The sequence below is a fragment of the Arthrobacter sp. 2MCAF15 genome, assembly GCF_052115605.1.
Classification (GTDB): domain Bacteria; phylum Actinomycetota; class Actinomycetes; order Actinomycetales; family Micrococcaceae; genus Arthrobacter.
Genome location: NZ_JBFRGZ010000001.1, coordinates 156,908 through 183,392 on the forward strand (window position 1 = coordinate 156,908; position 26,485 = coordinate 183,392).

The 26,485-nt window shown below is 66.2% G+C and carries 17 protein-coding genes; 8 read left to right on the forward strand and 9 right to left on the reverse strand.

The genetic code is table 11. The annotated features are described in order from the left end of the window. Positions 1-25 precede the first annotated feature (25 nt). Both AB4089_RS00690 and AB4089_RS00695 read left to right on the forward strand, forming a co-directional pair. Positions 26-4,900: an NAD-glutamate dehydrogenase gene (locus AB4089_RS00690; protein WP_441407428.1), complete on the forward strand. Its 4,875-nt coding sequence runs from the start codon at positions 26-28 to the stop codon at positions 4,898-4,900. Positions 4,901-4,935: 35 nt separating this feature from the next. Next, positions 4,936-6,405 (forward strand): sensor histidine kinase, encoded by a 1,470-nt coding sequence (locus AB4089_RS00695; RefSeq protein WP_441407429.1) that lies wholly within the window; start codon positions 4,936-4,938, stop codon positions 6,403-6,405. Positions 6,406-6,493: 88 nt separating this feature from the next. On the opposite strand, the gene AB4089_RS00700 is transcribed toward AB4089_RS00695, so the two are convergent. Continuing rightward, positions 6,494-6,742, reverse strand: coding sequence for a WhiB family transcriptional regulator (locus tag AB4089_RS00700; protein WP_003804966.1), 249 nt, complete (start codon positions 6,740-6,742; stop codon positions 6,494-6,496). A gap of 428 nt (positions 6,743-7,170) precedes the next feature. Here AB4089_RS00700 and AB4089_RS00705 point away from each other — a divergent pair, with 428 nt between their 5' ends. After that, positions 7,171-7,566 (forward strand): hypothetical protein, encoded by a 396-nt coding sequence (locus tag AB4089_RS00705; protein WP_441407430.1) that lies wholly within the window; start codon positions 7,171-7,173, stop codon positions 7,564-7,566. Here the strand turns inward: AB4089_RS00705 and AB4089_RS00710 are convergent. Continuing rightward, the gene (locus tag AB4089_RS00710; RefSeq protein WP_441407431.1) at positions 7,534-11,802 is read right to left on the reverse strand and encodes an FtsK/SpoIIIE domain-containing protein; all 4,269 of its coding nucleotides are present in this window, start codon (positions 11,800-11,802) and stop codon (positions 7,534-7,536) included. The two genes, AB4089_RS00705 and AB4089_RS00710, sit on opposite strands and share 33 nt — an antisense overlap. 262 nt (positions 11,803-12,064) lie before the next feature. On the opposite strand from AB4089_RS00710, the gene glf reads away from it, so the two are divergent. From glf to AB4089_RS00735, 5 genes are all read left to right on the forward strand, one after another. Next, complete coding sequence (gene glf, locus AB4089_RS00715; protein ID WP_441407666.1) at positions 12,065-13,252, forward strand: UDP-galactopyranose mutase; 1,188 nt, start codon at positions 12,065-12,067, stop codon at positions 13,250-13,252. Beyond that, entirely contained in the window at positions 13,249-15,246 is a 1,998-nt protein-coding gene (locus tag AB4089_RS00720) for a glycosyltransferase (RefSeq protein WP_441407432.1), read from the forward strand. Before glf ends, AB4089_RS00720 begins: the two co-directional genes overlap by 4 nt. A gap of 1 nt (position 15,247) precedes the next feature. After that, on the forward strand, positions 15,248-16,129 hold the full coding sequence (locus tag AB4089_RS00725) for an ABC transporter permease (RefSeq protein WP_441407433.1): 882 nt from the start codon (positions 15,248-15,250) through the stop codon (positions 16,127-16,129). After that, a complete protein-coding gene (locus AB4089_RS00730) occupies positions 16,130-16,855 on the forward strand; it encodes an ABC transporter ATP-binding protein (RefSeq protein WP_441407434.1) in 726 nt (241 codons plus the stop codon). Positions 16,856-17,107: 252 nt separating this feature from the next. Continuing rightward, positions 17,108-19,135, forward strand: coding sequence for an acyltransferase family protein (locus AB4089_RS00735; RefSeq protein WP_441407435.1), 2,028 nt, complete (start codon positions 17,108-17,110; stop codon positions 19,133-19,135). Between the two features lie 42 nt (positions 19,136-19,177). Here AB4089_RS00735 and AB4089_RS00740 read toward each other — a convergent pair whose 3' ends face one another. From AB4089_RS00740 to AB4089_RS00770, 7 genes are all read right to left on the reverse strand, one after another. Further along, the gene (locus AB4089_RS00740) at positions 19,178-21,172 is read right to left on the reverse strand and encodes a DUF6541 family protein (protein WP_441407436.1); all 1,995 of its coding nucleotides are present in this window, start codon (positions 21,170-21,172) and stop codon (positions 19,178-19,180) included. Between the two features lie 6 nt (positions 21,173-21,178). After that, entirely contained in the window at positions 21,179-22,042 is an 864-nt protein-coding gene (gene rfbA, locus AB4089_RS00745; RefSeq protein ID WP_441407437.1) for a glucose-1-phosphate thymidylyltransferase RfbA, read from the reverse strand. Between the two features lie 78 nt (positions 22,043-22,120). After that, positions 22,121-23,041, reverse strand: coding sequence for a glycosyltransferase (locus AB4089_RS00750; protein WP_441407438.1), 921 nt, complete (start codon positions 23,039-23,041; stop codon positions 22,121-22,123). Positions 23,042-23,052: 11 nt separating this feature from the next. Next, positions 23,053-23,940, reverse strand: a complete 888-nt coding sequence (locus AB4089_RS00755; protein ID WP_441407439.1) for a glycosyltransferase — start codon at positions 23,938-23,940, stop codon at positions 23,053-23,055. A gap of 10 nt (positions 23,941-23,950) precedes the next feature. Continuing rightward, the gene (locus tag AB4089_RS00760) at positions 23,951-24,331 is read right to left on the reverse strand and encodes a DUF2304 domain-containing protein (RefSeq protein ID WP_441407440.1); all 381 of its coding nucleotides are present in this window, start codon (positions 24,329-24,331) and stop codon (positions 23,951-23,953) included. After that, positions 24,331-25,083: a glycosyltransferase family 2 protein gene (locus AB4089_RS00765; RefSeq protein WP_441407441.1), complete on the reverse strand. Its 753-nt coding sequence runs from the start codon at positions 25,081-25,083 to the stop codon at positions 24,331-24,333. The genes AB4089_RS00760 and AB4089_RS00765 overlap by 1 nt, the downstream gene beginning before the upstream one ends. Before the next feature lie 123 nt (positions 25,084-25,206). Then, on the reverse strand, positions 25,207-26,457 hold the full coding sequence (locus AB4089_RS00770; protein ID WP_441407442.1) for a polysaccharide biosynthesis protein: 1,251 nt from the start codon (positions 26,455-26,457) through the stop codon (positions 25,207-25,209). Between the last annotated feature and the right edge of the window lie 28 nt (positions 26,458-26,485).

Here is a 26,485-nt window from a genome sequence, read left to right on the forward strand (position 1 = left end):
GAACTTCTTTTATGGAGGCGTTTCGATGTCGTCTGGGTCCAGCGTGGAGGATCAGCCCGTTTCGATCAGTGGTAGCAAGAGCTACCTCGGGGATTACTACGAGCACCTCGCGGAGGAGGACTTCCGGGCATATCCGGAGGAAGTCCTGACGGCAAGGGCCGATACCCACCGCCAAATCGCGGCGACCCGGCTGCCCGGCGTCGCGAACATTGCCATCCATGACGAGGCCGACTGCACCGTCCTGTACATCGTCACCGATGACATGCCCTTCCTCGTGGACTCCGTCAATGCCGAACTGGTCCGCCAGAACGCCCCCATCCACCTCGTGCTCCACCCGCTTTTCGTGGTGACCCGCAACCGCGAGACCGGAGAACTGGTCAAAGTCGCGCGCGTCCCCTCCCACCTGGGCATCTCCAGCGGAGACACGGCGGCCATGCCGAACCTCTCCCACCTGATCGCCGAGGGCGACAACTCCTCGCACATGGAATCCTGGATCGCCGTCGAAATCGACCTCGCCGGCGAGGACAAGCGCGCGGAACTCGTCAAGGGAATCTCCCGGGTGCTCGGCGACGTCCGCGCCGCCGTCGAAGACTGGCCGAAGATGCGCACGAAGGCCCTTGAAATCGCCGCGGACCTGGACCGGCTGGCCAACCGGGCGCAAATTGCCGAGCTCCGCCAGGCCCAGGACCTGCTCCGCTGGCTCGATGACGGAAACTTCACCTTCCTCGGCTACCGCGAATACGACCTCGTGAACGAGTCCGGCGAGGATGTGCTGGAACTGCGCGAGGAAAGCGGACTGGGCCTGCTCCGCGCCGGCGCGGACACCCGCCAAATCCAGCACCTGACCGAGGCCGGCAGGAAGAAGGCCCGCGAGAAGCGCGCCCTCGTCATCACCAAGGCAAACTCGCGCTCCACCGTGCACCGCCCCGCATACCTGGACTACATCGGCGTCAAGAGCTTCGACGCCGCGGGCAACGTCAACGGGGAACGGCGCTTCATCGGCCTCTTCGCCACGACCGCTTACGCCGGATCCGTCCGGGACATCCCGGTGGTCCGGGAAAAAGTGGCCGCTGTGCTGCACGACGCCGGCTTCCCGCCGGATTCCCACTCGGGCAAGGACCTGCTGGGCATCCTCGAAACCTATCCGCGCGACGAGCTCTTCCAGATCGAAATCCCGGACCTCGCCGCCATCGCAACTGGCATCCAGCGGCTTCAGGAACGCCGCCGGACCCGGCTCTTCCTGCGCCCCGACATCTACGGACGGTTTATGTCCGCCGTGGTCTACCTGCCGCGCGACCGCTACACCACCAACGTCCGCCTGCGCATTGAGCAGGAACTGCGGGAGACGTTCAACGCCGTGTCCATCGACTACGAGGCGCGGATGACCGAATCCGCGCTGGCCCGCCTGTTCTTCCGGATCCGGCTGCCGAAGGACGCCGATGTCAGCCACGTCAACAGCGATGAGCTGGAGAAGCGCCTGGTCCGGGCCGCCCGTTCCTGGGGCGAAGGCATCTCCGAGGTCCTGCGCGCCCGCGCCGACAGCGGCGGATCCGGCGTCAGGGAGGACGGGTCCAAGGAACTGGCCGCTGTCTGGGCCGAGGCGTTCCCGGCCAGCTATCGCGTGGACTACGAGATCGAAGACGCGCTGGAGGACATCGACCGCTTCGAGAAGTACGGCGCCGCGGCCGAACGTGCCGCGGAGGCCGCCAAGGAGCTGCCCGGCGTCCACGTCTACCTGCCCGAAGGTGCCGGAGCCACGCTGGAAGAGGACGCCCGGGTCAAGCTCTACATGCTCGAGCCAAAGAGCCTGAGCCAGATCCTGCCGTACTTCCATAACCTGGGCCTCGAGGTGCTGGACGAACGCCCGTTCGAGATCGAGACCGCGGATCACCGGGACTTCTTCCTCTACGACCTCGGCCTCAAGTACCCCGCCGGAGTGGATCCCCGCGCCACGGGCCAGCTGCTGGCCGAGTCCTTCGGCGCCGCTGTCACCGGCGCCGTGGAGTCGGACAGCTTCGACCGGCTCGTTCTGCGCGAGGGCATGCACTGGCGCCAGGTGGTCGTGCTGCGCGCCTACGCCAAGTACATGCGGCAAATGGGCAACACCAACTCCTTCGGCTTCCTGGCCGACACCCTGCTGGCGAACCCGGATGTCACCCGGGGACTCAGCGCCCTGTTCGCGGCACGCTTTGACCCGGCGCTCAGCGACGCCGACCGCCTGCTCAAGGAGATCGAGGTCCTCGCCGGACTGGATGAGGCGATCGAGCAGGTCGCGACCCTCGACGCCGACCGGGTGCTGCGGACCTTCAAGAACCTGATCCAGGCCACGCTTCGGACCAACTACTACCAGAACAAGGCCCACCTGAGCTTCAAACTGGATCCTTCGCGGATCGAGGGCCTGCCGTTCCCGCGCCCCATGTTCGAGATCTGGGTCTACTCTCCCCGGGTCGAGGGTGTCCACCTCCGCTTCGGCAAGGTGGCCCGCGGCGGGCTGCGCTGGTCCGACCGGCGAGAGGACTTCCGCACCGAAATCCTGGGCCTGGTCAAGGCGCAGACTGTCAAGAACGCCGTGATCGTCCCGACCGGCGCCAAGGGCGGCTTCTACGCGAAGCAGCTGCCGGACCCGGCCGCTGACCGCAGCGCCTGGATGGCCGAGGGCATCGAAAGCTACAAGACCTTCATCCGCGGCCTGCTGGACATCACGGACAACCTCATCACGACGCCGGAAGGCGAAACGCTGGTGCCGCCGGCCGACGTCGTGCGCCATGACGACGACGATTCCTACCTCGTGGTGGCAGCAGACAAGGGCACGGCGTCCTTCTCCGACGTCGCCAACGGCCTGGCCGCGGAATACGGCTTCTGGCTCGGCGACGCGTTCGCCTCCGGCGGCTCGGTGGGCTATGACCACAAGGCCATGGGCATCACCGCCCGCGGCGCCTGGGAGTCGGTCAAGCGCCACTTCAGCGAGCTGGACCTCGACACACAGTCCGAACCGTTCACGGTCGTGGGCGTGGGCGACATGTCCGGAGACGTGTTCGGCAACGGCATGCTGCTCTCCAAGCACATCCGTCTGCTGGCAGCCTTCGACCACCGGCACATCTTCCTGGATCCCACGCCGGACGAGGCAACGTCCTACGCGGAGCGCCTGCGGCTCTTTGAACTGCCTCGGTCATCCTGGGACGACTACAACAAGTCGCTCATCAGCGAAGGCGGCGGCGTCTTTGCCCGGCAGGCCAAGTCGATCCCCGTGTCGGCACAGGTCCGCGCCGCCCTCGGCCTCCCTGAGGGCACCACGGAGCTGAGCCCGCCGGAACTCCTGCGCGCCATCCTCCTCGCGCCGGCGGACCTGCTCTACAACGGCGGCATCGGCACTTACGTAAAAGCCAGCACCGAAACGAATGCCGAGGTCGGCGACAAGGCCAACGACTCCATCCGCGTCGACGGCCGCGAGCTGCGGGTCAAGGTGGTCGGTGAAGGCGGAAACCTGGGCATGACCCAGCGCGGACGCATCGAGGCAGCGCTCCAGGGCGTCATCCTCAACACCGACGCGATCGACAACTCGGCCGGCGTTGACTGCTCGGACCACGAGGTCAACATCAAGATCTTCGTGGACCGGATGGTCGCGGCCGGCAAGCTTGACCCTGCCGAACGTGCGGACTTCCTGGCATCCATGACCGAGGAGGTCGGCCGGCTGGTACTCGAGGACAACATCGACCAGAACATCCTCCTGCTCAACGACCGCATGCGGGTCTCCGAATGGAGCCCCAGCTACGAACGGCTCATGGACTGGCTGGAAAAGTCTGCCGACCTCAAGCGCGACCTCGAGGCGCTGCCCACCACGGCCACGTTGCAGGAGCGCCTGGAACAGGGCCAGGGGCTGACGTCCCCGGAACTTTCGGTCCTGGCCGCTTACGCCAAGATCGAACTTGCCAGCGCGCTGCGCGACAGCGACCTCGCCGATGACCCGTGGTTCCGCACGACGCTGCGGGCCTACTTCCCGAAGCAGCTGCGGGAGAGGTTCGACGCCGAACTGGACACCCACCCGCTGCGCCGCGAAATCATCGCGACCGTGGTTGCCAACGACATGATCAACCTCGGCGGCATTACCTTCGCGTTCCGCACGATTGAGGAAACCTCGGCCACGGAATCCGCCGTAGCCAAGGCGTTCGTGGCCCTCCGCGAGGTCTACGAGCTGGACATCATGGTCAAGGAACTCAACGAACTGCCGGCGTCGTTCCCGACTGAACACTGGAGCACCGTCCACCTGGACATCCGGCGGCTCCTGGACCGCGCCGTCCGGTGGCTCCTGGGCCAGGGTTCCGCGTCCCGTCCCATTGCCGACATCGTGGCCGAATTCAAGCCGCTCATGGATCCCATGCGGGCCCGGCTGCTGGACTACCTCCGCGGCGACGACCGCGCCCGTGTGGCCGAATGGCTGGAGAAGGCGCGCGGCTGGGACCTTCCCGAGGACCTGGCACACCGCTGGGCGGAGCTGTTCGAGAGCTTCGTGCTCCTGGACATCGCCAAGATCGTCCATGTCAGCCCGGAATCCGTGGCCGACATTGCCCACGTGTATTACACGGTGTTTAACCGCTTCCACGCAGATTCGCTCCTCGAACGCATCACCAAGCTTCCGAGGGCGGACCGCTGGCAGGCTTTGGCCCGCGCAGCCCTGCGCGATGACCTCTACTCCACCGTCTCGGACATGACGACGGCGGTCCTGGAGAGCACTCCGGCCGGGACGCCCGCGGAAGAGAGGCTGGTGGCCTGGGAAGGCCAGAATGTGGAGCAGCTCGGCCGGGCGAAGTCCATGTTTGACGAGGTCAATGCCCTCGAGGCCGATGACATGGCCTCGCTGTCGGTAGCATTGAGGCTCTTGAGGTCAATCGTTCGACGCTAGGGGCTGCCGTCCCCGGTGTCGCAAATGGAGGTGCTGTGGCAATCTTTACGGACCCTATCAGGGAGCATGCTGATTTTGGGCCGGGGGACGCCGAGTGGCTGCACCTCCTGGTCGGCGACTGGCAGATGGTCGCCGACCTCGCGTTCGCCGACCTTGCCCTGTGGTTCCCGCATCCTGAGTTCGGCTACGTGGCACTCGCCCACGTCCGCCCCTCCACCACGCACACGGTGTTCCACGCCGACTTCGTGGGGGAGGGGATCAGGTCGGACCTGCAGCCGCTGGTCGACAAGGCCTGGGAGAGCCGCGCGATCGAACGCTCCAACGAGACCAACTGGAGCAGCGACATGGCCCTGCGGGTCGAGGCGGTCCCGATGGTCCGCAACGGCCGCACCCTTGCCGTCGTGACCTCGCACATGGACCTCTCCAGTTCGCGGATGCCCTCACGCCTTGAGCTCACCTACCGCCAATGCGCCTACGATCTGTTGCGCATGGGAACCCTGGGGCTGTGGCCGGACTTCGCGTCGCCCACGGGCTCGCGGCGCGGCGCCCCCCGCGTGGGTGACGGCCTGATCAGGCTCGACGCCGAGGGGATCGTGCAGTACGCCAGCCCCAACGGCGTTTCCGCGTTCCGCCGCCTCGGTGACGGCGAGTCCCTCGAGGGCCGGTCCCTCGCCGAGGTGACCGCCGGGCTCCTGAAGGACCGGCGCATGGTCGATGAGACACTGCCGCTCGTCGTCACGGGCCGCATGCCGTGGCGCAGCGAAATTGAGTCGCGCGGCGTCAGCCTATCTTTGCGGGCCATCCCGCTGCGCGACGAGCAGCAGCGGTTCGGGGCCCTTGTCCTGTGCCGGGACGTTTCGGAGCTGCGTCGCCGGGAGATGGAACTGGTCACCAAGGACGCCACTATCCGCGAGATCCACCACCGGGTGAAGAACAACCTGCAGACTGTGGCCGCCCTGCTGCGGATGCAGTCGCGGCGCATGGTCAGCGACGAGGCCAAGCAGGGGCTCGAGCAGGCCATGCGGCGGGTGGCGACCATTGCCCTCGTCCACGAGACGCTGTCGCAGGGCCTGACCCAGAGCGTTGACTTTGACGAGCTGATCGGCCGCCAGTTCCGGCTTTCGGCCGAGGTCGCCTCGCCCTCGCAGCAGGTCAAGACCCAGCGTTCTGGACTCTTCGGGGACCTGCCGAGCGACTTCGCCACCCCGTTGGCCCTCGTTATCAACGAACTGGTCACGAACGCCGTCGAGCACGGGCTCGAAGGTCGGACCGGTACTGTCTGGCTGGTGGCCGACCGCTCAGAAACCGAGGACGGCGACGAACTTCTCACCGTGAGGGTGGAGGACGACGGCGTCGGGCTGCCCGACACGCCGTACACCGAGGGTCTTGGCCTGCAGATCGTGCGCACACTGGTCATGAGCGAGCTCGGCGGCACCATCCACTGGCAGGCCAGGGAGGGCGGGGGAACCGCAGTCCAGATTGTCCTGAGCCTTACGGCGCGTTGAGGGCTTAAACGGGCAATGGCCGCGGACCCGTGGGTCCGCGGCCATTGCTGCTGTTTGGTGCTTGGCGGCCGGAATTCCGGCAGCGGGATCAGGAAGCGCGCCGTGCCCGTGCTGCGCGGCGCTTCAGGGCGCGGCGTTCGTCCTCGCTCATGCCGCCCCAGACGCCGGCGTCCTGGCCGGACTCCAGAGCCCATTGCAGGCAGGTGTCCACGACGGGGCAGCGCCGGCAAACGCTTTTCGCTTCCTCGATCTGCAGGAGGGCAGGGCCGGTGTTTCCTACGGGGAAGAACAGCTCCGGGTCCTTGTCAAGGCAGGCTGCGCGATTACGCCAATCCATGCTGATCAGTCACTCCATTCCTGGGAACTCGTTAAATGCCTTTGTGAAATTATTCACTAGAGGCTTCATAAGAAAAGGGCCCATTGGGGCCCCCTCGGTCATCTGGATTAAGCGTGTCATGTTAACGCTGTGTAAACAAGGGGTAATAGAGGTCAGGATGCCTCGAGACCGTGAGCGATGCATCACATTCAGTGGCGGCGTCCTCACATCTAGACGACTATGTCCGGTAGTGTGCCAGTGTGTCAAGGCCCCCTGTGAACCCTGAAGACCCGCATGAAAATGCCGGCGAAGACCCGCATGAAAATGCCCGTGAAGACCCGCGTGAAAATGCCGGCGAAAACGGTGAAGACCATGCCGGTGAAAATTCGCTCCCGCGCCCAGCCGGAGAATCGGCCGGAGCCGCCGCCGGGGACTCTGCCGGAATCTCTGTGCGGCCACGCGGAATTATTGTCATCGCGGTCGTCGTCGCGCTGGAGGCCGCGGCGCTGCTCGTGGCCGGYGGCTGGTACGGAACTCAGCTCCTGACCGGCGCGCCTGTCCTCTCCTTCTGGGGCGCAGTCTTCACGCTGTGCCTGCTTCTGGCGTTCTCCATATGGCTCTTTGCCGTGGCACGTTTTTTGCTGCGCGGGTTCCGTTGGCCGCGGGCAGGTGCACTGGTGGCCCAGCTCTTCGTACTGACCATTGGCTTCCCGACCCTGACAGGCGGTTATCCGGTGGCCGGGCTGGCCATGCTCATCCCCGCTGTGACCGCGATCGTGCTCCTGTTCGACAAGCGGGTCATAGCCTTCGCCTCACGGGCCGCCGGAGCCCCGCCCGCTCTCTAGCGGGCCGTCTCGGGCCTCATGCTGCCCGGGGAGTAAGCGGAGCTGCCTGCCGGCAGGCCACGCCGCAGCCAACTGGACCGGCGTTGCCCGGCCGTCGGAAATGACGACGGCGCGTCCCGGCGGAGGGCTGTCTTCCGCGTCAAACCGGACCCCAAACGGCTCTCCATCCATGAGCCCCCGCGGACAAATCAGGACCGCCCGTCCCTGGCTGCGGGCGATGGCAGCGAGGACCACCCGTTGCCCGAAGGCCGGGCCGAATCCCGCAGCGAGGATCACGCTCCAGCCAAGACTGTTCAGGGCCGCCAGGGCGCTGTTGGCCTCCTGTGAAAGCAGGTCAGCGTCGTCCGCGAGCGCTATCGCTGTGCGGTCCAGGACGCCCCTGAGCGCGCTGGCGTGGACATCGGGCCAGTACTTGCCGGGATCGGTGCCCCGCTGCGGCGCGAGCCAGGTGCGGCCACGGTTCATCCGCGGGAGCGCAGCCAGCAGGCTGCTCTTTCCGGATCCGGGGCCGCCGAGGACCGCGAGGACGCCACCGTCCGGCAACCGAACTGCCTCCGTCCGAAGTTCGTCGCCGCCGACCCCGAGGAGCAGCGGTGCTGCCGGCTGGCCCGGGCCGGAGCTGCCGCCGCGGGCCAGCACCTCGTCCACGGTCACCAACGCAGGCAGCGGGTCCACACGGAAGGGCCTCGTCGCGATTGCCCCGCCAGTGGCGTACGGCGCGCCGGTGACCGCTGGTTCAAACAGCTGGGCCGCGTGGCCGCTCGCCAGGGGGCCCGGCACAAAGGCGCCGAACACAGCGACGCGGCCGGAGACCGGTTCCAGCGCCGGCAGCCGCGGCCACGCAAGTCGGCCCTCTTCGGTGGAACCTGCGGGAAAGTAGATCCGGTTTGGCAGGCCAGCAAAAAACCTGGCTGTCACGAGCTCGCGCCCGCCGGAGGCGATGACCGTAATCGCCGCCCTGGAACCGTCCCGCACGATGTCGTGAACCAGGTCTTCGGCCCACGCCAACGGCCCGGAACGGAAGGCCGAAACCCAGGCACCCCAGCCACTGAGCACCAGAACGAGCCCGGGCCGTGGTCCGGCCGCGGGTGCACTCAACCGTGACGTGACCTCTTCGGCGACCCGCCGCAGCACCCGGGCGGCCCGGCGGACTTCGTGCAGGCCGGCCACGGCGCCGACCCGGGGGGCCGCTGCGGCGGCGCTGAAGGCACCGGCGGCGTCGAGTATGTATAAGTGCGACTCCACGGTGCGGTTCAGGAGCTGATCGACAGCGAGGACCACGGCGGCGTCGGCGGTGCCCGCGCCAGCCTCGACAAGGCCCAGATTCCCATGCCCGGCAGGGCTCCAGTCCAGCGCAGCGACGCATTGGAGTTCGGGCAGGTCCACTCGGCCCAGCCGGACCGTGTTTCGGTCGCCGGACCGGGAATCGGGATATGACAACTGCAGCGGCAGGCGATCTGCCACCGGCCGGCGGGGCCGCCGCCCGCCGGAATCCTGCCACAGGCGCACAACCGTGTCGATGAGCGGCGCCGCCCCCTGGGCCGGAGTCTTGACCGGGCCGCCGTCGGGATCATCGTCGCCGGCGGAGTCACCGGGGCGAAGCCCGGCAACGGCCTGCGGCCGCATCAGATGCTCCGTGGCCGTACGGACAGTGACCGCTCCCTCCGTCATCGCAGCGACCCCGGGCGTCAGCGTGGCCGTCTGGAACTCCTCGGGGGCCTGTGCGCCGCGGCTCAGGAACGCCCGTCCGGGACGTGTGATGGGGATGGCGGCCGCGAGTCCAGAGCCCATGACGTCGAAAGATTCGGGCCCGGACTGGACCCGGAGGGCAATGGAGGAGGTGACATTGGCCCTGATGTCGGCGTTCAGTGCTCCCTGCGGGCGCTGAGTGGCCATGATCAGATGGATCCCAAGTGACCGGCCGATGGCGGCGATCCTCATGAGCTCGGAGAGGGCGCCGGGCACTTCATCGACCAGGATCCTGAACTCATCTATGAAGATGACCAGATAAGGGACGGGCGGCCCGGCCGCCTGCGACGACTCATACGCCGCGAGATCCGGGGTCATCGCCCGGGCGAGGAGCTCCTCCCTTCGCCGGACCTCGGCCCGCAACGAAACAAGAGTCCGCTCCACCTCTGCGGCGCCCAGATCCGTCAGCATGCCGACGCAGTGCGGAAGCCCTGCCAGCGGGGCAAGACCCGAGCCGCCCTTGAAATCGATAAAGAGAAGGTTGACGCGGTCCGGTGAGTGGCTGGCCGCAAGGCCCGCGGCCAGAGTCCGCAAGAACTCGGATTTCCCTGAACCGGTGGTTCCCGCGACCAGGAAGTGCGGACCGTCCGCCTTCAGATCGATCCGCAGAGTCCCGAGGATCCCAGCGCCGACGGGCGCACCGAGTCCGGCGTCCGGGCCGCTCCGGGACCAGCGCCTAGAGACTTCCCGCGCTCCGAGGGGAAGGACGTCAGCCAGGTTGCGGCGATCCAGGACTGCCGGCGGGGGAGTTGCCGTGGTGCGCTTCGTAGCACCGAAGCCCCGGCAGAAACGGTCAAAGACCACGGCAGGGACCAGATCGGGGATGAAGACCCTGGGCGAAGCCCCCGCCGTGACGAGGACGCTGCGCCGGCCGAGGACAATTCCAGGGTGTCTTCCGGGGCGCTGCTCCGCCGAGCACTCGATCACCCTCCACCCGTGTGCCGTGGCAAGGGACCGGAACGCCGGCCCCTCACCGGCCGTCCGCGTGCTCGCAGCCGTCCCCGGCGGCCCGGGCGAGTCCCAAAGGATGAGGACTCCGCGGTCGAATCCGCCGCCGGTACCGCCCGTTCCGCTGGGACCGCTGCTACCGCCCGTTCCGCCGGGACCACCGCTACCGCCCGTTCCGCCGGGACCGCCGGGACCACCGCTACCGCCCGTTCCGTCGGCGCCGCCGGTCAAAATGGCAACGGTGGTGGCGTCATGTGCGGATAAGGTGACGCCCGGCAGGAAGCGCGCCGGCAGCGGTAGCGTATCCGCCGGGCCATGCAGGAGCAGGTGGGTGCTGCCGCAGGCCGGATAGGCGGCCAGTTGCATGACGAATGAGCGCACCAGCCCGGCCATGGCGGCCGCGGGGCCATGGACGGTTACCACCTCCGGTGCCGGGTCCAGCGTCAGGGGCACCTGCCCCAGCGGCGGCGGCCGGAAACCGGAATCCGGTGGTTCAATCCGGATATTCGCCGACTGATCCGCCAACCCGAGCCGCAGACAGATGTCCGATGACTGCCCCTCGGCGGTGCGGCCCGCAGCGATCAGTCCCGCCGCGCAGGCGATGGCCAGGTCGGCCGCGGAAGGGGCGGCCCGCCGGCGGCGTTCCCTGTCCTGCACCGTGGCCTGGGCAACTGCGGCGATCAGGTCGCGGCGCTGGCGGCGCCCTGACAGCATGGGGACGAGGACGGAGACGGCAGACACGGCGGTGAAGGCCAGAAACATCCACATGCCGGTGAGAAGTGCCAGCCCGACGCCGACCAGCAGCGGCAGCGCCGCGGCCAGGGCCATGGCGGCCCGGTGGGTGGGGGCGGCGGCGCCGCGGACAACCAGCGGGGCGGCAACGCTGGAGCCCGCGAGAGCCGTCACGGAGTCCGCGGCATTCTCAGGGACGGACGGCGGCCCGAGCCGGAGCGAAATCGTGGAGTCGCCGCACCGGATCGAGGACGCCGTGCTCACCGCGGCGGTCCGCACTTTCCGGCCGTTGATGATGGTCCCGTTGACGCTGCCGAGGTCCACGACGGTGACGTCCGAGTCCGATACGTCCAGGCGGGCGTGCTCCCGGGAGAGCGCGGCATCCGGGATCACGATTTCGGTACCGCTGCGTCCAATCCGGAACCGCCCCCGGTGCAGGGCCACAAGCGTGCCCGCACCCGGCCCGCCCTCCACCGTGAGCAGCAACGTGGCAGCCTGCGGCCGGCCCTGCACGGAGCCGGATGCCGCAGCGCCTTCAACCAACACGGCACCGTGGACCAGGGGAGGCACGCCCACGCTCATAGCGGCGACAGGGGCTCCCCGGACGGACAGCCCGCCAGTCCCGTAGCGCCGCGCGATGGCCGCCTCCAGGTCCGCGCCCGGGCAGCGGTCGGGGACCTGGATGGCCAGCTCAATGAGCTGCCCATCCGGCGTCGAACCTGACGTGGGCGTGGGCGGGGTAGGGACGCTAGGCGTGAGCCCGCAAGGTACGAGCGTGCGGGGTACGAGAGTGCAGTGGAAGATCATCGGCGACATCCTTTCCGGCATGCGGTCCGGGTTCCACGCTAAGGACGTTTCGCCCCTGCCACGCCTGGGAAAGTGACCCATGTGGAAAACGCTCCGGGAAGGGCGGCAAAGCCTGCAAAACGCGGTTCGAGGGCCGGGGCCGGAGGCGGGCACCAGAGGGTGGGCCGAGGCGCGATTCGCCGGTACCCACCGTGTCTCAGGTAGGCTAGATCAGCAGACAATGCACAACATTGAGCTGCCCGCATTCGAACCAGGAGAGTTTGTGACCGCTGACCTCGTCATCGTAGGGTCGGGCTTTTTCGGCCTGACAATCGCAGAACAGGCCGCCACTGAGCTGGGCTTGAAGGTAGTCGTCATCGACCGCCGGCACCACATTGGCGGCAACGCCTACAGCGAAAAGGAAGAGCAGACCGGCATCGAGGTGCACCGCTACGGCGCCCACCTCTTCCACACGTCCAACGACCGCGTTTGGGAGTACGTGAACCGCTTCACGACGTTCACGAACTACGTCCACAAGGTCTACGGCGTGCACAAGGGCGAGGTCTACTCCCTGCCCATCAACCTGGCCACGATCAACCAGTTCTTCCGGGCCAACCTCACCCCCGGGCAGGCTCAGGACCTGATCAAGGAACAGGCAGGCGAACTGGCCGGCACCGATCCGCAGAACCTGAACGACAAGGGCATCCAGCTGATCGGCCGCCCCCTCTACGAAGCGTTCATCAAGCACTACACCGGCAAGCAGTGGCAGACGGATCCGAAGGACCTGCCCGCGAGCATCATCTCCCGCCTCCCGGTGCGCTACAACTATGACAACCGGTACTTCAACGACAAGTACGAGGGCCTGCCGACCAACGGCTACACGGCATGGATCGAAAAGATGGCCGAGCACCCCAACATCGAGGTCAGGCTCAACACGGACTTCTTCGATGAGTCCCACGAGTACAGCAAGGGCAAGGTCGTCGGGAACATCCCGGTCGTTTACACCGGCCCCGTTGACCGCTACTTCGACTATGCCGAAGGCGATCTGTCCTGGCGCACCATCGACTTCGAAGAAGAAGTTCTCGACGTCGGGGACTTCCAGGGCACGTCGGTAGTGAACTACAACGACGAAGACGTCACGTACACCCGCATCATCGAGCCGCGCCACTTCCACCCGGAGCGCGAGTACCAGACGGAGAAGACCGTCGTCATGCGCGAATTCTCCCGTGCGGCAGAGAAGGGCGACGAACCCTACTACCCGATCAATACGCCGACAGACCGCGAGCGGCTGCTCAAGTACCGCGACCTGGCGGCTGCAGAGCAGGATGTACTCTTCGGCGGCCGGCTCGGCACGTACAAGTACCTGGACATGCACATGGCGATCGGCTCGGCCCTGGCCATGTTCGACAACAAGATCCGCCCGCACTTCGAAAGCGGCACCAAGATTGAAAGCGGGGGAGTGGACGCATGAGCGCCGCAACCGATACCCAGGCACAGTCCGTCCAGCAGTGGAGCACCCTCCAGCGGGTCATCCTGCCCAGTGCCAGCCAAATGGACACCGTCCCCCTGTACATGGACATGGGCACGGCGACCGGCATCCAGCTGCCCACGGTCGGCGGCGGCGACGGCAAGAAGGCCCGGGCGCAGTCGTTCAGCAGCTCCACCAAGGAAGCCCACGTTGAAGACTTCCTCTCACGCAGCTCCACCAAGGTCCGTTCGGGAGAACGGGTGTCCTTCGGCAGCTACTTCAACGCGTTCCCGGCGAGCTACTGGCGGCGCTGGACGACGGTGGAGAAAGTGCGCCTCCAGGTCCGCACCCAGGGCACCGGATCGGTCATCGTCTACAAGTCCAACGCCCGCGGATCCCTGCAGCGCGTTGACACCCGGCGCGTCGAGGGCGCGGCGGAGAACACCTTCGAGCTGTCCCTGGCCCCCTTCGGCGACGGCGGCTGGTACTGGTTCGATCTTGTCGCGGGCTCTGAACCGCTGGTCATGGTCGACGCCGAGTGGCAGGGCGCCGCTGTTGACAGGGCGCCCGGTTCAGTCACGCTTCAGATCACGACGCTGAACAAGACCGACTTCTGCCTCAACAACCTCCGGCTGCTGGCTGAAAACCCTGATGCCCTGAAGCACGTCCAGGAGATCCTGCTGGTCGACCAGGGCACCCAAAAGGTCGAGGACGCGGACGGTTTCGCCGACGTCCGCGCTTCACTTGGGGGCAAGCTGCGGATCATCAACCAGTCGAACCTCGGCGGCTCCGGCGGCTTTGCCCGGGGAATGTTCGAGGCCGTGGAAAACGGCAGCGACTACGTCCTGCTGATGGACGACGACATCGTCGTCGAGCCTGAAAGCATCATCCGCCTGCTCACCTTCGCTGACCGCTGCAAGACGCCCACAATCGTCGGCGGCCACATGTTCGATCTCTACAACCGGACGGTTCTCCACACGTTCGGCGAGGTCGTCAACCCGTACCGCTTCCAGCCGTCATTGCCGAGCGAGGACATGGTCCTTGGGCACGATTTCCTCTCGTCAAACCTGCGCCAGACCTCCTGGCTGCACCGCCGCTGCGACGTGGACTACAACGGCTGGTGGATGTGCCTGATTCCGACCGAGGTGATCCGGGAGATCGGCCTTTCGCTGCCCCTGTTCATCAAGTGGGACGATTCGGAGTACGGCCTGCGTGCCAAGGCGCACGGCTTCCCGACCGTCTCCCTGCCGGGTTCGGCCGTGTGGCATGTGTCCTGGATCGACAAGGATGACCTGGTCGGCTGGCAGGCTTATTTCCACGCCCGTAACCGGATTACCGCGGCCCTGCTCCACAGCCCGTACGAATACGGCGGCCGCGTGGTGCGCGAATCGCAGTATGCGGACATCAAGCACCTCGTGTCGATGCAGTACGCCACAGCGCACGGCCGCGGCTGGGCACTCGAAGATGTCCTCAAGGGTCCGTCCGGTTTGGCGGAGCTGCTTCCCACGAAGCTGCCCGAGATCCGCAAGATGATGGCCGGCTACTCGGACTCCATTTTCCGGGCCAACGCGGATGAATTCCCGACGCCGAAGATGGCCAAGCCGCCGCGCCACGGGCATGGCGTATCGCAGCCGTCCAAGGTCACCCTTCTGCCCTGGGCCGCCAAGACGGTCGCACGGCAGCTGTTCCGCCCGGTCACGACGACGAGCGCGGAACGTCCGCAAACCAACATTGCGCACCAGGACAACCGCTGGTGGAGGATCGCGCAGTTCGACAGCGCCATCGTCTCCAACGCCGAAGGCACGGGTGCCTCCTGGTACAAGCGGGACCCCAAGCGCGTGAGGGAAATGCTCACCGAGAGCAGCCGGTTGCACGCCGCCCTGCTCAAGGACTGGAAGTCGCTGAGCAAGCAGTACAAGGCGGCACTGCCCGAGCTCACGTCCCTGGATTCCTGGAAGAAAATCTTCGAAGAGCACACCCAGAGCGAAGTGAAGTAGCGTGACAACCACGATTTCCGGGGAATTGACCCGCCCGGGCCTCGGTGGTGGATTTCGGGATCTTCGCCAGTCCAGTTTTCTGCTGAAACTGCTGGTCCGCAAGGAACTGAAAGTCCGCTACCGGGGCTCGGTCCTGGGCCTGCTCTGGTCCTATGTGAAGCCCGCTGTGCAGTTTCTCGTGTTCTATGTGGCCCTGGGCGTCTTCCTGGGCCTGGAACGCAGTGCAAAAAACCCGGACGGCCTCTCGAACTATGCCGTGTATCTCTTCTCCGGAATCGTGCTGATCAACTTCTTCTCTGAAGCCCTCGGGAACTCCGCGCGATCGATCGTGAACAACGGCAACCTGATCAAGAAGATCTATCTTCCCCGGGAGCTGTTTCCGGTGGCGTCGGTCTGGGTGTCGGCCGTGCACTTCTTCCCCCAGCTGGTTGTCCTGGTGGTCGGATGCGTCTTTGCCGGGTGGCATCCGGACGCGTTCCAGCTTTTGGCGGCGGTAGGCGGATTCGCCATTGTGGGCTTCCTGGCCACCGGGCTCGGCCTGTTGTTCGGGGCCGCCAACGTGTATTTCCGTGATTCGGAAAACCTCGTTGACATGCTCCTGATGGTGGCGACGTGGGCGTCGCCGGTCATGTACTCCTGGACGATGGTGGAAGCAAAGCTGGGCCCGGGGCTCTTCGCCCTCTACCAGGCAAACCCCATCACGGTGGGCGTCGAGTTGTTCCACTACGCCTTCTGGTACCCCACAACTGACGGTTCTGCCGCGATGCCGCCGAACCTGTTCAGCCTGTGGCTGCCGATCGGCATGATCATTTCGCTGGTGGTCCTGGCACTGGGACAGCTAACTTTTCGGCGGCTTGAAGGCCGCTTTGCCCAGGAGCTCTAGATGGCAAACGCGATTGAAGTTTCCAATGTCAGCAAGGAGTTCGTGCTCCGCCACACCCGTTCCATCAAGGAGGCGGTTGTCTGGCTCGTGAAGGGCCGCAAGGGGGATCTTTCCAAGAAGTTCCACGCCCTGAAGGACGTCTCCCTCATGGTGGAAACGGGCGAAACCGTGGCACTGCTCGGCCTCAACGGATCCGGCAAGTCCACCCTGCTGAAGCACATCTCCGGCGTGATGCTCCCGGATTCCGGCAGCGTCTACACGCGCGGCCGCGTGGCGGGCCTGATTGAGGTCGGGGCGGGTTTCCATCCTGACCTGTCCGGGCGCGACAACGTATACCTCAACGGAGCGATCCTGGGGATGACGGAGAAGCAGATTAACGAGCGCTTCGACGCGATCGTGGAATTCTCCGAGATCGGTGAATTCATCGATACGGAAGTCAAGTTCTATTCGTCCGGCATGTACCTGCGCCTGGCGTTCTCCGTGGCGGTCCACACCGACCCCGAGGTCTTCCTGATCGACGAAATCCTCGCCGTGGGTGACGAACCATTCCAGCGCAAGTGCATATCCAAGATTCAGGAACTGGCCGGACACGGCAAGACTCTCGTCGTCGTCAGCCACGACCTCGACCTCGTGTCGCGCATCTGTTCCCGGGGTGTCTATCTCGAGCACGGCAACGTAGTATTCGACGGACCTATTCACGAGGCCGTTGCCCTGCTGCGGGCCTAAAAGCACTACCGCGGCCGGTGCGGCAGCGCGCCAGAAGGGACCATGTCCAATGGACATGGTCCCTTCAGGTTCCCGGCAAGCGCAGACTAGCGCAAAATAACGATGACGTTGTTTGAAAACAGGAAGAGAACTGTGACCACTTTGCCGCCGGCGGCTGTTCTGCCCCAGCCCCAGGGTTACCCCGCGCGAGCCGCGTCCGCCACCGCTTCCGGCACGGGACACAATGGCCGACGGCGACTGGACATTCAGGGGATGCGCACCCTGGCGGTGGGTGCGGTGATCCTCTATCACGTCTGGCCCGATCTTCTCCCCGGCGGGTTCGTCGGCGTCGACGTATTTTTCGTCATCTCCGGCTTCCTGATCGTGGGATCGCTTGTCCAGGAACTGGCACGTACCGGGCGCATCCGGCTTTCGGTCTTCTATGCGAAACGAATCAGGCGCCTGCTGCCCGCTTCCAGCACCGTCCTGCTGGCGACGATCCTGGGTGCTGTGGTCCTGCTGCCGCAGAACCGCTGGCAGTCCATTTCAGTGGACGTCGTCATGTCGGCCCTGCAAGTCCAGAACTGGCATCAGGCATTCAGCGTGGACAGCTATGCGGCGGCGACGGCCCTGGTCTCGCCGGTACAGCATTTTTGGTCACTGGCGGTGGAAGAACAGTTCTACCTGGTGATTCCCGTCATCCTGTTGGCGGGCGTGGCCGTTACCGTGAAACGGCGCTTCAGGATCGAAACCATATCCTTGTGGATCCTGGCCGCGGTGTCGCTGGCATCATTCATCCACAGCGTGGCATTCTCGTCCTCCCAGCATGACATGGCGTACTTTGCGACCAGCACGCGCATGTGGGAGCTCGGCGCCGGAGGTATCGGCGCCCTGCTGATTCCGAAGCTGCGGCTGCGCCCGGTGCCGGACTGGCTTTCGGGCTGGATTGGATTCGGCCTGATCGTCTATTCCGCGGTGGCTTTCTCCGTGGCGATGGACTTCCCCGGCAGCATCGCGGTTGTTCCTGTTGCCGGGACCCTGCTGCTGCTCACAGCGGGTTCGTCCGTCTCAGCCGGGGCCGGCCCCGGCACGTACTCGGTGACGCGGGTCCTCAGCCTGCGGCCCGTCACGTACATCGGCGACCTTTCGTACTCCCTCTACCTGTGGCACTGGCCGGTCGTCGTGGTCTACGTCTTCCACCTCGGGAGGGCTCCGGGCATCATCCAGGGCACAGCGATGGTGGCCATCAGCCTGGCCCTGGCTGTGGCGTCCTACCACCTCGTCGAGCAGAAGTTCCGGCACGGAGCACGCAGCCCGCAGGCGCCTTCACGCGCTGGCCGGTGGGACTCAGTGCGCAGGAATGCCTTCGTCCTGGCAGCGTGCCTGACCGTAGCGGCATCGCTGGCGGCGCTGGCGCCCTGGGCAGTGGTCGAGGCGAAGTCCCAGCAGCTGAACGCAGCCCTGAATCTGCGTGAATATCCTGGCGCGACGGCGTTTGATCCCGGCCGGCCGGCGCCCGTCCCCGGCGATGTACCCGTCCGGCCCGATCCCGGTGTGGCCTCCAAGGATGTGCCGCTGACCTGGTCGGAGACTTGCGGGAACTTCAGCCCGTCCGCCACGGGCGCCGACCAGTGCATTTTCGGGCCGCCGGGCTCATCCCAAACGATGGTCGTCGTCGGGGACTCACACGCCGCGCAATATGTGGATCCGCTGGTGATGGCTGGTTCGGCCGCGGGCTGGAAGGTACAGGCCATGGTCCGAAACGGGTGTCCCTTCACGGCCGCGCCGCCGTCGGACGGCACCACGGTGTACCGCGGTTGCTCCGAGCAGAACAGGGCGACGATGCAGCGAATCCTGCAGCTGCGGCCACGGCTGGTGGTGGTATCGGGAATGGCTCCGGCCGGTTACCGCCAGGCCCTCAACTGGGCGTGGGGCAGCCCGGAAGAACTCGTCAACGGCTATGTCCAGCTCTTGAAGCCCCTTCTGGACGCGGGAATCCGCGTGGCAGTCGTGCCCGACTCGCCCTATCCGGACTTCTCGGCTCCGGATTGCGTGCAGGCCAACGGATCTGATTCGCCTAAGTGCGAGTTCAGGGTTTCCGACGCCGGCGCCGCAGATCCGCTGCAGCTGGCCGGGGCCCGCGTGCCGGGCATCGAGATCCTCGATATGTCCGCCTACTTTTGCAGGAACGGGGTCTGCCCGGCCGTCATCGGCAACGTGCTCGTGTACCGGGACAACCACATGACCAACACCTTTGCCAAGACGCTGGCACCGGCGCTGGCCCGCCAACTCAACTTCTAGGCCCGCGCTTCTGGATCTTGCTCGGGAGCTGAAACGCAGGGCTCAGTTGCCGCAGGCTGTGACCTTGTAGAGCTTCGCCTCGCCCTGGCTGTCAACCAGCCGCACGCCTGGATTTGATGCCAGGTTTCGCAGGCCGGCGGGGGTGTGGTTTCCGCCGTGGACTTCGATCGGGCCAAAGTCGAGGATATAGAACGCGTTCGCATTGCGGACCGCCTGGCACACGCTGGCGTCCGTTGTCACGTTGCCAATCGAATCGTAAATCCGCTGAACATCGGGGGAGACGTAGCTCATGACATGCAGCTGGGCGGATTTGCGGTCGCCCAGGGCGTAGGAGAGCGCCGCACCCGTGTAGGGGTTGTCGATCAGCAGGGCACCCTCGGGAACGGACTGGGGCAGGCGTTTCATGAGCTGGAGCTCGTCGGTGGAGACGAGCGGCGAATCGGCGGCAAGCTTGTAGTTTCTCGCCCCCTGTTCGACCTCAAGCTCCAGGCCGCCTTGCTGGCCGAGGGCCACGGCGGCGACTACCACGGCAGCAATGCCCACGGTTCGATATGCGGCGGTTCCGGTGCGGCCCCAGCGCGGTGAGCCGTCGAGGACCCGTTCGAGGGGCTTGGACCGCTCGCGCACGGCCAGGATACGGCGTCCTGCCCAGTCGATGCCGACGGCGACGAGCAGGACCGCAACCACCGGCAGCAAAGCCGCGATCCGATAGCTGTCGTTGTACCAGACGCCGGTCAGGAGGTCCCGGGTCTCGGACTGCGTAAATCCGGAGACCACAACGAACAGGTACGTGAACAATGCGAAGACGGCGGCTATCCATACACGCTGCCAGCGGTCCTGGAAGCAGGCCCAGAGGCCTAGGAGTACCAGTGGTGCCACAAGCCAGGCCAGTGACAACCCGGTGGGCGAGATGGTGACCGCCTCGCCGATGGCCTTCGGGATGCTCTGGTACGGGCCCCAGAAGGAAGCCTCCAGGGGCGGGCGCAGATTGGTCCACAGGAGGCTGAACGCGACCGCGTAGGCAACCGCCGGCAGGACCAGCCTGGTGACATACAGGCGGGCGCCTGCCTGCTTGCGCCGGAGGGCAGCAGCATAGTGCCACGCGAGTGTCGCGACCATGGGCAACGTCCAGGTCAGCCATGCCATGAACGTTGTGGGGTGCGCGACAATAAGTCCGGCAAGTGCCAGGAGCAGGGCCAAAATGGTGGCGAGGTCGCGGCGGACAAGTCCAGGCGTAAGCCCGGCACAGGAGGCTGCGAGGGCGACGCTCGCCGGCAGCACGCTGATGGCCAGCAGGTTGGGGTAGAGAACTCCGAAGTCCATCATGAGCAGCGGGAAGGCGCCAAGCGACGCCGACGCAATGCCTGTGGCGATGAGCGCGGCGGGGCGGTCCCCGACGACCCACTTGGCCAGGAGCATGCATCCCAGCGGCCAGAAGACGGCAGCCAGCACGATGCTGGTGATGTTGACGGAGAGCGGGACGCTCGCCCCCGTTGCCAGGGCGACGAGGGTAGCTACGGCGTTCCACCCTGCCGGGTAGGCGCCGCCGCCGGTCATGGCGCCAAGGGTCAACGAGGAAGCCTGGCCGGTGTCCAGGGCAAACTTGACCGAATTCAGGTGGAAGACGGCGTCGTAGGTCTGGGAAATGGCCTCGGGGCTGCCGATCAGGTGGATGGAGTGGACGGCAAGGAGCGCGCCGGCGATGACGACGCCGGCGAACGCCGTGAGGTCGCCACGGACGTCCGGAATGTTCAGCGGATTCGGTCCGGTTTTGGCCGGACCGGATGGCCGGAAACGGGCCGCCCAGAGGCCAAGCAAGGCGAGTGCCACCGCCACCGCAGCCACGGGAAGCACCCCGAACCTGACCTTGAGGAAGGGGGTCAGTGTGGATGTGATGACGACGACGCCCACGGTCAACGCAGGGGCCAGCGCCAAGGCGCTAAATCCCCTGAACCGCAGGGCGATGGCGATGATGAGCCCGGGCATGACAAGGACGACGCAGGCGATGAGGACCTGCGGCAAGACGGACAGCCACATGAAGGGTTACGGCTCCAGAAGTCCGAGGAGGTACGCGCCATAGCCGCTCTTGACGAGCGGCTCCGCGCGCTGGCGGAGCTCATCATCGCTCAGGAAGCCCTGGCGCCAGGCGATCTCCTCGGGGGCGCCGATCTTCAGGCCCTGGCGGTTCTCGACCGTCCGGATGAAGTTCGAGGCGTCATTCAGGTCATCAAAGGTTCCGGTGTCGAGCCAGGCCGTTCCGCGGGGCAGGATTTCGACGCGGAGCTTGCCCTTTTCGAGGTAGGTGCGGTTGACGTCGGTGATTTCCAGTTCGCCGCGGGGAGAAGGCTTGAGGTCCTTGGCGATCCCGACGACGTCGTTGTCGTAGAAGTACAGGCCCGGCACTGCATAGTGCGACTTGGGCCGCTCGGGCTTTTCCTCCAGTGAGACTGCTTGGCCGGCATCGTCGAACTCCACGACGCCGTAGGCCTTGGGGTTCTTGACCCAGTAACCAAAGACGGCGCCGCCGTCGATGTCTTCATGTTTACGCAGCTGGGTCCCCATCCCCTGGCCGTAGAAGATGTTGTCGCCCAGCACCAGCGCCACGGTTTCGTTCCCGATGTGTTCCTCACCGAGGATAAAGGCCTGGGCCAGTCCGTCGGGAGAGGCCTGCTGGACATAGGTCAGGCTGATGCCGAACTGCGAGCCGTCTCCCAGGAGGCGCTTGAACTGCTCAGCGTCGTGGGGGGTGGTGATGATCAGGATGTCCCGGATGCCGGCCAGGATCAGCGTCGACAGCGGGTAGTAGATCATCGGCTTGTCATAGACCGGGACGAGCTGCTTGCTGATGCCGTGAGTGATCGGATGAAGTCGAGATCCGGTCCCGCCGGCAAGAATAATTCCGCGCATGGTATACATCCTCTCCTACCCGTCTGCCGTCGGCCAAACCCGCGCAGGGGCATGGTGCTCCCTGCCGTCGGGGTGGCGTCAGACTGTATGCCGGCGGCCGGTCCGACCCCGGAGGCCGTCGACGGCGCCGCGGAGGGCCGAGGTGAGCCGTGCAGAACGGCCGGGGGCCAGCAGGGTCACGATCAGCAGATGCCGAAGATCGGCCCACATTCCGCCGGCCACCCATCCGGGATACCGGCCGGCGTACCGGCGGCCCGTGAGGACACGATTCCTGAAGATGTAGTAGTAGCGCCAGGTCGCCGCGGTGCGTACCTGCAGCGGCCGGCCGCCGGCCGCGACGGGCCGGCCCAACACCCTCGCGTCCACCATTGTTCCGAGCGAGTGGTCGAACTCTGCTGCCGCGAGGACGGTCGGAAGGCCTGCGTGGAGGGCCCGGTAGTAGTACTCAGTGTCGACCAGGTCGATGAAGAGCTCTTCCCAGAACCCGCCGATGGCCTCCAGGGTACTGACCGGGATCAGGAGGCCAGACTGGATCGGTTCCCTGCCCAAGGCGAGCCCGTTCCGGGTTCCGGCACGCAGGACCGGGTTTCCATGAATCCTGGCCGGGGAGATGAGGCCGGGCTCGACGCCCACGGCGCGGGCCTGCGCCGCCGCATCGCGCAGGGCCTGGACGTAGCCCGCGGGCAGGTGGGAGTCCTGATCAACGGTGAGGATGTATTCGGGGTTGCCGCGCTCGCGTGCCGTGCGGACGCCGGCGTTCAAGGCGGCGCCAATGCCCACGTTCTCCGGGAGGCGCACGACGTCTGCACCGGCTGCGGCGACCGCGGCGAAAATGGACTCGTAGCCGGGACCGCCGCCGTCGTCAACCACCACCACGGCTTCCACCTGGTCCTTGAGGGAAATGACGTTGTTGACAAGCGCGGCCGTGGGACGGAATGCGGTAACGACCCCCGTGACGCCGGTGGCGCCCGTGGCAGGGACGAGGGACTTGCCAGTCACGTGGGGATCGCTCACTTTCCGAAGGAATGCCGCAGGAGGATGCCGAGCGTCCCCGAGGCACTTTGCCGGAGCGTGCCGGCGAGGATCAGGAGGGCATGGGCGCGGGAGGTGAGCCGCAGCCGCGCGGCGCGGGCCGCCTTGCGCCAGCCCTTCGCCGTGCACAGCGCCGCGGCCAGATCGAAGAAGTCGCGYTCACCGACGAACCGGGATCCGTCGACGAGTTTCGCGGAGGACGCGCTGCTGGTGTGCCGGCGGTATTCGAAGCAGATCTCGGGGACGATCAGCAGCTCGGCCCCGCCAAGCACCATGTCCATGACCAGGGCGAGGTCCTGGATGACGGGGAAGCCGTCGCGGAAGTCGTAGTCCCGGATCCGGTCGCGGCGGAAGGCAAGGGAGGGCCAGTAGAGCCAGTCGCCGTGCAGGAGGCTCACCGCCAGCCGTTCGCCGGCCACGAGGCGTGGCCCCGTGCCGCGGGGCTTGACCAGCCGCTGCTTGACGATGTCCACCAGGGGAACGGAGGCTTTGCCGTGCTCGTCAATGATCTGGACACCGGGCTGGATTATCCAGGCATCGGGGAACTCGGCGTGTGCGCGGAGCACGACGTCAACGAAGTTTGGCAGCAGCACGTCGTCGCATCCCATGACCACCAGGACGTCCTCGGTGGCCAGCGATACGCAGGTCCTGAAGTTTTCGGTGATTCCGGCGTTCTTGTCCTTGCGGATGTACGTGATCCGGGGGTCATCCATGGCCTCGACGTAGCGCCTGACTTCGTCGCCCGGGTAGGCGTCGTCGACCACTGTGAGGCGCCATTCCGGGCTGGACTGTGCCACAACGCTGTCGACGGCCTGCATCATGTAGCTGACGTCGCCCCAGTACGGGATAAAAATGTCTAATGCCATATCGCCGCGCCTACTTCGCCGTCGGCGTCGCCGGAGCGTCGCCGTCGGAGTCTTGGGAGGACATGTCCTCGACCATGGTCCGGAGGATCGCTACTTCCTCGGCGAGGGTTCGCGTCTCGTCTTCGACCACAGACAGTTCCCAGGACAGGTGCAGGCAGACACCGAGCAGCAGCAGGATGCTGATGATGAACAGCAGGTTGGACGGCAACTGGACGCCGACCCGTTCCGCCACGATCGTCAGCAAGCTGGGAAATGCGGCCAGAATCAGGGTGCCGATCCCGACGAAGAGCCAAAGCGCGGCGTATTTCTCGCGAAGCTTTTTCCGGCGGAGCATCTCGAAGACGACGCCGACGATCGCCAGGGCAAGGAAAAAGGCGGCCCAATTGCCCATCAGACGGCTCCTTCGGCGGCCAGCGCGGGACCGGAAATGGTTGACCGCTTGCGGGTCAGCGCGAACATGAGGGCGAAGACGGACCGGCCGAGATAGACGGCGGCCTTCACGGGGTTGTGGCTGGGCGTGCCTCCCTGCCGCGGGCGCATTTCCACCGGGACTTGGGTCACGCGGCAGCCAGAACGGATCGCCACGACCAGGGAGTCGATGGTGTCGCCCAGATATTCCGCGGGGTAGTGGTCCAGGTACTGGTTGATGGCACGTTCGTTCGCGGCCCGAAAGCCGCTGGTCACGTCCGTGAGCCGGGTCTTGGCCAGCCCGGAAATGACCTTGGCGAGGAGCTGCATGGCCCACTTGCGCGGGCCGCTGACCGTGTAGTCGCCGCGGTCGGCAAATCGGGCTCCGATGGAGATATCGGCGTGCTCCAGGCCTGCCAGGACCTCGTGGATATTGCGCGGATCGTGCTGTCCGTCGGCATCCACCTGGATCACGCGCCGGTAGCCGAGGCGCTGGGCGTACTTGAATCCGGCCCTCATGGCGCCGCCGACCCCAAGGTTGAACGGCAGGGTCAGCACTTTTGCCCCGGCTGTCGTGGCCACGGCGGCCGTGGCATCCGTAGAACCGTCATTGACGACCAGAACATCATAGGGCCGGCCAATGTTGAGCACTTCCCGGACCGTATTCCCCACGGACTCGGCTTCGTTCCACGCCGGCATTATGACCAGCACACGGGTCGAGTCAAGAATTTTCATAGTTCTCCAATATAGCAACGGCCCTCGGGCGGCCGATGGAGTGGGCGGAACCAGGGCAGGGATGTGTGATGGCCCGGGCGAACACGGCGGCGGAGGCGGCCGCCGGCCACGGGCATCTGCCGATCACGCTGCCGATCCTACCTTCCGGCCCTGGCCGCGGGCGGCCGCGGGCAGGATCCGGAGGGACGGGCGCAGCAGGCCAAGGAACAACAGCGCCTCGCTCACGGCCATGCCCAGCGCGACGCCGGGAACATTGGCCGCCGTGCCGGCTGTCACCATCAGGAGCACGCCGACAACTGCCGAGATTGCGGTCCAGATGAGCACCGACCGCTGGCGCTGGGCCGGGATCAGCACGTTCCTGATCAGGGGCGTGGAGGAGGAGATGAAGAAGAAGGACACACCGTAGTACAGGCACGTCAGCGTGTCCGCGCGGACAGCCTCGCCAAACATGACGCCGGAGACCCACGGGCCGAAGAGCGTGAGGAAGATCCCGCCGGCGAGCCCCAGGGCAGCATGTGCAGCGATGGCGAAGAGGTGCCGGCGCCGCGGATCGGCAGCATCGTGTTCCAGGGTCCAGCCCTGGAACGTGTTGCCCAGCGCGACGATCGTGAAGAGTCCCAAGCGGTAGATGGCGTCAGCGGAGGCGAAGCCGGCCGTGGCGGCGGCCGAAGGCACGGTGGCGGTGGCGATCGGAACGGGGGACGAACCGTAGGCGCTTCCGGTGAAGTTGATGCCGGCAGTACCGGCGTTTGGCATGATCTCCCGCAAGACCTTCCGCGGGCTTCGGGGCAGCCAAGTCCCGGGCTCGCCGAACCTGCGGTGGAACGCGACCAGCGCCACCAGCGTCGACACGACGGACACCGCCCCGTACGTCCAGACCTGGCCGGTGACGAGGATGATCGGGGCGCTGATAATGGCCGCGAAGAAGCGGGGGAGTGTGTCGTAGACAGCAAGGATGCGCGGCTGGCCCGTGCCGATGCCGTACCACGCGGGGGAAAACCCCGTCAGTGCCGTCGCCCAGGCCATCGTGATGGCATCGAGGCGGAAGCCTTCTCGGGCCACGAGCGCGACTATCACGCTCATGACGGGCAGGACGAGGACCGCGATCAGGGTCCGCGAACGGATACTGCTGGAATACAGCGCAGCCCGCCTCGGGAAAGCGCCGGCGCGCGCAATTTCAACGGGGCCGGAGATGTTCCAGCTCCAAAGGATGATGGTCGCGGCAAAGATGCCGATGGCTTGGCCGGAGGTGATGCTGGACCATCCGGCGGCCCCCACGACGCGCGAAACGACCGGCAGGAGCAGGAACGGCAGCACCAGCGCCAGCAGCGGCAACACGGTGAAGCCTGCAAGCCTGATCAGAACGGGTCTCATGCGGTACGGTCCTCGTGCTGGGGAGCTT